The sequence below is a fragment of the Anoxybacillus andreesenii genome (genome assembly GCF_030813005.1).
In the GTDB taxonomy this organism is placed as follows: Bacteria; Bacillota; Bacilli; order Bacillales; family Cytobacillaceae; genus Robertmurraya; species Robertmurraya andreesenii.
In genome coordinates this window covers 165,088-174,938 of the sequence record NZ_JAUSTU010000009.1, presented here as the reverse complement: position 1 = coordinate 174,938, position 9,851 = coordinate 165,088, and the positions used below count along the sequence as shown (strand labels likewise).

Annotated in this window: 8 protein-coding genes; all 8 read right to left on the bottom strand. The window is 41.5% G+C overall.

The genetic code is table 11. The annotated features are described in order from the left end of the window. Positions 1 to 102: 102 nt before the first annotated feature. Positions 103 to 1,008: a tyrosine recombinase XerC gene (gene xerC, locus J2S07_RS11400; RefSeq protein WP_307150523.1), complete on the bottom strand. Its 906-nt coding sequence runs from the start codon at positions 1,006 to 1,008 to the stop codon at positions 103 to 105. Between the two features lie 65 nt (positions 1,009 to 1,073). Further along, positions 1,074 to 2,381, bottom strand: coding sequence for an FADH(2)-oxidizing methylenetetrahydrofolate--tRNA-(uracil(54)-C(5))-methyltransferase TrmFO (gene trmFO / locus J2S07_RS11395; protein WP_307150522.1), 1,308 nt, complete (start codon positions 2,379 to 2,381; stop codon positions 1,074 to 1,076). Between the two features lie 156 nt (positions 2,382 to 2,537). Further along, positions 2,538 to 4,616 carry a type I DNA topoisomerase gene (topA, locus tag J2S07_RS11390; RefSeq protein WP_307150520.1) on the bottom strand — a complete coding sequence of 693 codons (2,079 nt, stop codon included), beginning with the start codon at positions 4,614 to 4,616 and terminating at the stop codon, positions 2,538 to 2,540. A gap of 274 nt (positions 4,617 to 4,890) precedes the next feature. Then, positions 4,891 to 5,754 carry a DNA-processing protein DprA gene (dprA, locus tag J2S07_RS11385; protein ID WP_307150519.1) on the bottom strand — a complete coding sequence of 288 codons (864 nt, stop codon included), beginning with the start codon at positions 5,752 to 5,754 and terminating at the stop codon, positions 4,891 to 4,893. Between the two features lie 163 nt (positions 5,755 to 5,917). Further along, a complete protein-coding gene (sucD, locus tag J2S07_RS11380) occupies positions 5,918 to 6,820 on the bottom strand; it encodes a succinate--CoA ligase subunit alpha (RefSeq protein WP_307150518.1) in 903 nt (300 codons plus the stop codon). 27 nt (positions 6,821 to 6,847) lie between these two features. After that, on the bottom strand, positions 6,848 to 8,008 hold the full coding sequence (gene sucC, locus J2S07_RS11375) for an ADP-forming succinate--CoA ligase subunit beta (RefSeq protein WP_307150517.1): 1,161 nt from the start codon (positions 8,006 to 8,008) through the stop codon (positions 6,848 to 6,850). Positions 8,009 to 8,251: 243 nt separating this feature from the next. Further along, positions 8,252 to 8,536, bottom strand: a complete 285-nt coding sequence (locus J2S07_RS11370; RefSeq protein WP_307150516.1) for an EscU/YscU/HrcU family type III secretion system export apparatus switch protein — start codon at positions 8,534 to 8,536, stop codon at positions 8,252 to 8,254. Further along, positions 8,533 to 9,843, bottom strand: a complete 1,311-nt coding sequence (locus J2S07_RS11365; RefSeq protein WP_307150515.1) for a TP0910 N-terminal domain-containing protein — start codon at positions 9,841 to 9,843, stop codon at positions 8,533 to 8,535. The genes J2S07_RS11370 and J2S07_RS11365 overlap by 4 nt, the downstream gene beginning before the upstream one ends. Between the last annotated feature and the right edge of the window lie 8 nt (positions 9,844 to 9,851).

The window sequence follows — 9,851 nt, the reverse complement described above, 5'->3', positions numbered from 1 at the left end:
CTGGGTTTCTTTAGTATTGCCTTTTTTAGATGCTGGTGGGTTTAAAATTTCCAATTCCTTAGATTTTTGGGCTTGACATATTACCGCAGGACTTTAAGGCTCTTAAGCTCTTGGGTGATGAGCTTGATACGTCTTTCTTAAATAATCGTTGGTTACATGGGTATATATTTGTGTTGATGAAAGACTAGCATGACCCAACAATTCTTGTACTGTCCTCATGTCTGCACCGTTATTCAAAAGATGGGTAGCAAAGGAGTGTCTCAGCTTATGAGGATGTATCTTCCCATTGAAAGATGAACGCTCCAAAATACTGTTAAGAACTGTCCTTAATCCTCTTGTTGTCAATGGACCTCCCCTTGAATTAACAAACAAATATTGATGCTCCTTGTTAAAATGAGCTAGGATATCCTTCCGACCATATGTTATGTATCTTTCCAATGCTTCATGAGCGAAATTTCCAAATGGGACGTAGCGATCCTTTCTCCCCTTCCCATGCACTAGAAGAGTAGATAAATCGAAATCAATATCCTGAAGCAGGATGCCGCAGCATTCGCTCACACGAATTCCAGTCGCATATAGGAGTTCTAGAATTGCTCTGTTACGTTGTCCAAGAGGGTCTTTCAGATCACAGGACCCAAAAAGGATTGCTAATTCTTCCTCATAGAAAAAATCGGGCAATCTTTTTTCAACCTTTGGTATCGATGTTTGAGTGAAAGGATTATGAGCTACCAGTCCTTCTCTCAAAAGGTATCTGTAAAAGCTTCGTAAGCTTGAAATTTTCCGCGCTATCGATTTCCGTGCCAAATCTTGTTCAAATAGCCTTGTCAAATAAATACGCACATCAGAATATTCCACGGATTCCAGATTATCGATAGATTGTTCAGACATGAACATGAAGAAACTTAGAATATCTTTATGATAGAATTCAACGGTGTACGGGGAATAGTTCTTTTCAATTTGTAGATATTGCAAGAACGCTTTTGTTGTCCCTTGTAATTGTCCATCCATCTATTCTCACCTCACAGGGCATAGCTACTAAATAATAGCACAACTGCTATGCCCTTGCAATATATTTACAAATTTTTCACAAAGTTCTGAATTGTCTCCAACGCACGATTTGCATGGTGCTCTGCTCGGTCTTTTTTGCTCTTTACCCTTATAGGAAGATCAGAGAATAGCCCAAAGTTTGCATTCATAGGCTGAAAATTTTTCGCATTCGTCGTCGTAATGTATTTCGCCATACTCCCAATAGCTGTTTCCTGGGGAAATTCAATGGGCTCCTTTCCCTCTACAAAGCGAGACGCATTAATCCCTGCTACTAAACCACTTGCTGCTGATTCAACATAGCCCTCAACGCCTGTCATTTGACCGGCAAAAAACAAGTTATTCCGATTACGAAATTGATAGGTTGCCTTTAACACCTTTGGGGAGTTGATAAAAGTATTGCGGTGCATGACGCCGTAGCGGACAATTTCGGCATTTTCTAGGCCCGGAATTAATTGAATAACCTCTTTCTGAGGCCCCCATTTCAAATGGGTTTGAAAGCCAACAATATTATATAAAGTTCCTGCTGCATCATCTTGACGAAGCTGAACAACCGCAAAGGGGCGTTTCCCTGTCCTTGGATCCTCAAGACCAACTGGTTTCATCGGACCAAAAAGCATGGTTTTCTTGCCCCTATTAGCCATTACTTCAATCGGCATGCACCCTTCAAAGAAAATTTCCTTTTCAAACTCCTTTAAGGGTACCGTTTCAGCTGAAATAAGTGCCTCATAGAAGCGATCAAATTCCTCCTCTGTCATTGGGCAATTCAGATATGCCGCTTCACCTTTATCATATCTTGATTTCAAATATACCTTGTCCATATTGATGCTGTCTTTTTCAATGATTGGCGCAGCAGCATCGTAAAAGTAAAGATAATCTTCACCTGTCAATTCCTTAAGGCTTGATGCAAGCGCCTGACTTGTAAGCGGACCTGTCGCAATAATCGTCGTACCTTCAGGAATCTCGGTTACTTCCTCATTAATGACAGTAACATTTGGGTGATTCTTCACTTGATCTGTTACCTTGTCTGCAAATTCATGACGATCGACCGCTAATGCCCCACCAGCAGGAACGGCACACTCATCAGCAGATCGGATAATGACAGAATCCAGTCTCCTCATTTCTTCCTTTAATACTCCTACAGCATTCGTTAATGCATTTGCTCTTAACGAATTACTGCAAACGAGCTCAGCAAATTTATCTGTATGATGAGCGGGTGTTTGTTTGACAGGTCGCATTTCATAGAGGCGCACCTTAATTCCACGCTTTGCCACCTGCCAAGCTGCTTCACTTCCAGCTAGCCCCGCACCTATAACGTTCACAACTTGATCTGTCATTTCAGTAAACCTCCAGTTGTCATATGTAGCTCTAGTCTCCATATGCATTTTACATTACGTTAGCCGAATAAAAAAGTTTCAAGCATTAGGTCATCCGTAGGATCTTCTTATTATTCCCTTCGAAAGCATTAAAAAGAGTGAGCTGGTTGCTCACCCTTAAGACTGTGGTTCCTCTTTGTAGTCGCATTGAACGCATTGGACCTGGACGCCTTTTTTAAGTTTTTTCTCCACAAGTAGTCCTTCACATTTCGGACAACTTCTTGGTAAAGGCTTATCCCAAGAAATAAAATCACATTCAGGGAAACGATCGCAGCCATAGAATATACGGCGTTTCTTACTTTTTCTTTCAATAATACTTCCTTTTTCACATTTAGGACATTTGACACCGATTTCTTTCACAATTGGTTTTGTATTGCGACAATCTGGAAAATTACTGCAGGCTAAGAATTTCCCATATCTACCCATCTTATAAACCATTGGGTTTCCACAATTCTCACAATCTTCTCCAGCAGGTTCATCCTTAATCTCAACCTCGGCCATTTCCTTCTCGGCTTTTTTCAGGTCCTTTTCAAAATCCTTATAAAACTCATCGATAACTTCTACCCATTTTGTTTTCCCTTCCTCTACAAAGTCGAGATCCTGCTCCATCTTAGCTGTAAACTCAACATCAAGGATATCAGGGAAAAACTCTATCATCAGTTCATGAACGATTTCTCCCAGCTCAGTTGGAACAAATCGCTTGTTATCTAAGGAAACATATCCACGCTTTTGAATGGTGTCCAAGGTTGGTGCGAAAGTAGAAGGTCTACCAATTCCTAACTCCTCTAATGTTCTTACAAGCCTTGCCTCTGTGTAGCGCGGAGGAGGCTGGGTGAAGTGCTGTTTTGGCTCAATATCTTTTTTTAGCACCTCGTCCCCTTCCTTTAGGTCAGGGAGCATATTATTCTTGGTCTCATCCGTTTGATCGTCTGTACCCTCTACATAAACCTTCATAAACCCAGGAAATTTGATTTTGGAGCCGGTTGCTCGGAACCCCACATCGCCATTTTTCAAATCAACACTCATCGTATCCATAACGGCAGGGGCCATTTGACTGGCAACAAAACGTTCCCATATTAAACGGTACAATCGTAATTGGTCGCGAGATAGGAACTCCTTCAATGTGCTAGGCTCGCGAAGAGTACTCGTCGGGCGAATGGCCTCGTGCGCATCCTGAGCATTTGAATTTTTTCTTTCTTTTCTTTTCTCTGATGGTAAGAAATCCTTCCCATACGAAGATTCAATATACTCTGCAGCTTCAGTTTGAGCCACTTCAGAGATTCTTGTTGAATCTGTTCTCATATAAGTGATTAATCCAACGGTCCCCTCTTTACCTAAATCAATTCCCTCATACAATTGCTGGGCAAGCATCATCGTCTTCTTTGCCCGGAAGTTGAGCTTTCTTGCTGCCTCCTGCTGAAGTGAAGAAGTGGTGAAGGGGGCAGCTGGATTACGCTTACGTTCCTTTTTCGTTACCGCAGTGACCGTAAATGAATTCCCTTTGAGCTGTTTCAATATATTTTGAACTTCTTCCTCAGAGTGGAGTTCCATTTTTTCATTATTGACACCATAAAACAGAGCATCAAAGCTATCTTTACCTTTTAGGAACTGTCCTTCAATGGACCAATACTCCTCAGGGATAAAGCTTTTAATTTCTTTTTCTCGATCAATGATTAATCTTACTGCTACTGATTGCACACGACCAGCGCTCAAGCCTTTTTTAACCTTCTTCCAAAGAAGAGGGCTAATGTTATAACCAACAAGTCGATCGAGAATTCTTCGTGCCTGCTGGGCATCCACCAAATCCATATTAATCGGTCTTGGGTACTTGAAGGACTCTTTGATGGCATCCTTTGTAATCTCGTTAAAAACAACCCTGCAGTCAGAGTTGATATCGATGTCAAGACTATGGGCCAGATGCCATGCAATTGCCTCACCTTCACGATCGGGGTCAGCTGCGAGATAAATTTTCTTAGCCTTTTTGGCAGCTGTTTTTAAATCCTTTAAAATCGGACCCTTTCCACGAATGGTTATATACTTCGGTTCGTAGTTATGCTCGACATCAATTCCCGTTTGACTCTTCGGTAAATCACGAATATGTCCCATCGATGCTTTTACTTTATATTTTTTTCCTAAATACTTCTCTATCGTTTTAGCCTTGGCAGGCGATTCGACGATCACTAGAAAATCTGACATTCATTGTCCTCCTTAAGAGGGATTCTATTTTCAATTCGATGTTAATCAAGCCCCTGTAAAAATATACGTATTCATCGCATGAATTAATTGTTCAAATATTCATTATTATTAAACAGAGCAATATCAATTGTCAAGGATGACCATTTTTTTATCAAGGTCCTTTTACGATCATATGGTTCATACGAATGAAACATCTGTTGCAAAATGTATACTAGATTTCATATATTTTCAACCTTTTTGATAAAAATATCTCATTTTTGTAGAAAATCATGTCTTAATAACTAAAAAGTTCCTCCAAAATATCCTCTGCGGATTGTACAAGCTTTGCACCTTGCTGGATGAGTTCATTTGAACCAGATGAGTTGGCGCTGAAAATATTTCCTGGTAAGGCAAAGACCTCACGCCCCTCTTGCACCGCACAGTTTGCAGTAATAAGAGAACCGCTCTTTTGCCTCGCTTCAACGATAAAGGTTCCTTTGCTCATCCCACTTATAATACGATTTCTCATTGGAAAATGCCATCTTGAGGGGGTTGTGTGAGGGGGATATTCCGAAAGTACAAGGTTTTCTTTCATCATCATTAATGCCAAATCCTTATTTTCCTTCGGATAAATATGGAATAATCCCCCGGCTATAACCCCAATCGTGGTTCCCTTATTCTTTATCGCTGTTCGATGGGCGATGGCATCGATACCAGCTGCTAGCCCGCTTACGATTAAGACGTCCCTTTCAATAAGCTTCGGAAAAATGGCTTCAATCGCATTTTTCCCGTAATCTGAGGGCTGTCTAGAGCCGACCACAGCGAGCTTTACCTCTCTCCTTAATAGGCTGATATCCCCCTTCGCATAAAGAACCCAAGGAGGCTCATAGGACTCTTTCAGAAGCTCTGGGTATTGCTCGTCAAGAATCGTAATCGTGTGAATATGATTGTTGGAATATTGTCGAATTTGTTCCGGGATGACACTTGAATGAAGGTCTTGAAGGAGAAGTTCTTGGCTAGGGATTGGTAAAAAGGGGTAAGGCTTTCCTTTGTACAAAGAAGTTAATTGAGGATCATTTCTTAAGATTTGAAAAATCGTTTTCCAGCCAACACCACGACAATGGTGTAAATGAATAAGCCGCTTCTTAAATTCATCCATGTATTTTCCTCCTTCTTAATATACGTAAAATTTCGCCTTATCCATACATGTTCACTACGTTACTCGTACCGAGTAAAACCCGTTCACATGTATGGATAGGCTTATTTAGCTCAAACCAAGAATATATAAGCGGAGTCCCCTTAAATAAGGGGACCCACTCAAATTAATGTGTTCTACATTTATCATAAAGTCCTTTTTCTTTAAGAACCTGGATCAATGTTTCACCCATCACAGATGGAGTATCTGCTACGGCAATGCCACATTCGTTCATCACACGAATTTTTTCGTCAGCAGTCCCTTTTCCACCAGAAATGATCGCACCAGCATGTCCCATCCGTTTTCCTGGAGGTGCAGTACGGCCACCAATGAAGCCCACGACCGGCTTCGTCATATTTGCTTTGATCCATTCAGCCGCTTCTTCCTCTGCGGTTCCGCCAATTTCCCCGATCATGATAACTGCATAGGTTTCTGGATCTTCATTGAATGCTTTTAGAACATCAATGAAATTCGTTCCGTTAACTGGGTCCCCACCGATTCCGACCGCAGTAGACTGGCCAATTCCTGCCTCTGTAAGCTGATGCACCGCTTCATAGGTTAAAGTACCAGAGCGGGAAACAACGCCAACATGACCTTTCTTGTGGATATATCCAGGCATGATGCCAATTTTACATTCGTCAGGAGTGATCACACCAGGACAGTTTGGTCCAACAAGACGGGTCTTCTTCCCTTCCATATAGCGCTTCACCTTGACCATATCTAATACTGGGATATGCTCCGTAATACAAATCGCAAGCTCTAGCTCAGCATCGACAGCCTCGATAATGGCATCGGCTGCAAATGGAGCTGGCACATAAATAACAGAAGCTGTCGCACCAGTAGCTTCAACCGCATCCTTCACTGTATTAAAAACCGGTACACCTTCTACCTCCATGCCGCCTTTACCAGGTGAAGTACCTCCAACAATTTTTGTTCCGTACTCTAGCATTTGCTTCGTATGAAAAAGAGCTGTTGAACCAGTTATACCTTGAACAATCACTTTCGTATCTTTATTAATAAATACACTCATCTAGTCTCTCTCCTTTCTGATTTATAACTACCCTACTAAACTAACAATTTTCTGTGCACCGTCTGCCATAGAGTCAGCTGCAATAATATCAATATCAGATTCAGCAAGTATTTTCTTCCCAATCTCAACATTTGTTCCTTCAAGTCGAACGACAAGAGGTACGTTAAGGCCTACCTGCTTTGCAGCTTCCACAACTCCTGTGGCGATGACGTCACACTTCATAATTCCGCCAAAGATATTAACAAAAATACCCTTAACATTCGGATCAGAAAGGATGATTTTGAATGCTTCTGTTACCTTTTCAGCAGTTGCACCGCCCCCAACATCTAGGAAGTTTGCGGGCTCTCCCCCATAATGCTTAACGATGTCCATCGTTGCCATCGCAAGTCCGGCCCCATTAACCATACAGCCGATGTTTCCATCTAGGGAAATATAGCTTAAATCATATTTAGATGCCTCGATTTCCTTTGGATCCTCTTCTTCCAAATCACGGTAAGCAAGAACATCCTTTTGACGATAAAGTGCATTCGAGTCGAAATTCAATTTTGCATCAAGCGCCATGACATCTCCGTCACCTGTGACAACAAGTGGGTTGATCTCAGCAATAGAGCAATCCTTTTCAATGTATGCTTGATAAAGACCCATCATAAATTTGACGGCCTTATTTACTAATTCTTTCGGAATATTAATATTAAAAGCGATCCGTCTCGCTTGGAATGGCTGTAAGCCAATGACTGGATCGATCTCTTCTTTAAAGATTTTCTCAGGAGTATTTGCTGCTACCTCCTCAATTTCTGTTCCGCCTTCCTCAGAAGCCATTAGAACAACACGAGAAGTGGCACGGTCAAGGACAAGACCGACATAGTACTCCTTCTTAATATCGCAGCCCTCTTCAATTAATAAGCGTTTTACTTCTTTCCCCTCTGGACCAGTTTGGTGTGTAACAAGAGTCTTCCCTAGAATCTCACTTGCATATGTACGAACCTCATCAAGATTCTTAGCTACCTTTACACCACCAGCTTTACCACGTCCCCCTGCATGGATCTGCGCCTTAACTACACAAACCTCCGTGCCTAATTCCTTCGCTGCCTCAACAGCCTCTTCAACGGTGAAAGCCACTTTTCCGTTCGGAACGGTAACCCCAAAGGACTTCAGGATTTCCTTGCCCTGGTACTCGTGAATATTCATTACCCATCCTCCTTATTTTTGTAAAAGGATATAAAAATGCTTCGATGCGCATATCAATTTCTCACCTTTTACATGATCTTTGCAACGATAAAATATAGACTGCGCTTTCATTTTATAAGACTAAAAATAAGTTGTCTACCATTATGCCAAAAATAATAATTTTCTTTCCATTACTCTAGCAAAAAAATAAAAGCTCTCTCATCATGAATAGGTAGGTTTACACAATATTCATGAGAGCAAGCTTTAATTCCTCTTGCCAGCCCTTTGATTTGTTTTATAAACAAACGCAAAGACCTCTGCCACAGCTTGATATAATTCTTCTGGAATAGTTTCATTGATATTCAATTGTCCAAGTAATTCTACTAAGGAAGCGTCCTGCTGGACGGGGATTTGGTGTTCGGCTGCTCTTGCTAAAATATTCTCCGCTACCATCCCTTTCCCCTTTGCGACAACTTTTGGAGCATCATAGCTACCCGCATCATAGCTTAACGCTACAGCTTCCTTTCTAATATCCTTCCTTTCCTTCATATGCGAATATCAACTCCTGTGTAATGTGTAGGATGATAGCTTGGTTTCGGCCCACTCTGCTGCTTTCTCTCTGGCATACTTGGTTTTTGAAAAGCAATATTGCTCAGTTTAAAGCCGAGCTCATCAAGATTGTTCCGTAAGCCCTCCGTAAAAGGAGCAGCAAAGCCTTGTATCTCAGTTACATCTGAAATGATCCGTATACTCATCACCCGATTTTGAATTTGCATATCCACAATGATTTCATTTAGATACTCTAACTCCAGATAAAAAAGAATACGACAGTAATCAGGATCAATCTGCCCATTTTCTTTTTTCCGGCCGTTCCATTGGATCGTTAAATCCGTCGTTTTGTTCCAAAGCGAGAGCGGAACTTGAACTACATATTGCTGAATAGGCCCAGCATCATTCGACAGCAGCTGTATCCCCGTTATTTTATGAAGAAGCCTTTCTGAGCTCTCCTTAAGTTGAGCTGGCGGTTCCTCACTAAGAAATCGCAATAGGCCTGCCTTGAGTGATTCAAGCTTTTGTACATTGAGCTGTGGTGCTTCTTTTAGGCTTGAAAGGACTTGGTTTTCATATTGGAAGCCCAACTTCCCGATTAGACTTTTCAAGTGGTCTGCCACTTGTTTCCCATTCTCCCACCTTATGTCCTGCCCCGTCGCTTTCTCGCCCTTCTCTTGACCTGTTAATAAAAGAGCATCGATTAGTTGGAGCAACGGTTCACTTGTCTTTGTGATCGGTCCTTCCGTGAGCTGAGTTCGCAGATTTTGGATCACATTTTGAAAGGGTTCATTTTTGATAGATGAAAGGACGCTTAAAAAGGTTTCCTTCGTAACAGGGAGATTCCTCATGAAAACTTCTTTAAGAGCTGCAAAGGATTCCTTACTAAAGTCATTTGTTTTTAAGAGATGGTGGGCATTCAGTAATTTTTCCTTTGAAACGGGTAATTGTTCTTTGATAAAAAAGTTGATCAGCTCTACATTTTCCTTTGTCGCCGGTATTTGCATTTGCTTCAAAAGGCCAGTCAAGGAAGAATTGTCATCACCATACTGAGCACCCATGGGTAAAACCTTTAGATGAATTTTCCCCTCCCCAGATTCCACTTGAAACCAGTACTTGGCATCTGCCGATAAGGGAACTTCAAGGTTAGCAACAAGTCTTTGATTACCTACCTGGACCACCGCAACTTGGTTTGGATAGAGCTTCAAGACCTTCCCATAAAAGATTTGGCCAGGTTGAAACTGCCTTTTTAGCATTTCGGGGGATATTTCTTGATGCTGTAGGGACTGAATGAAGTTTGTTATCATTGAAATCC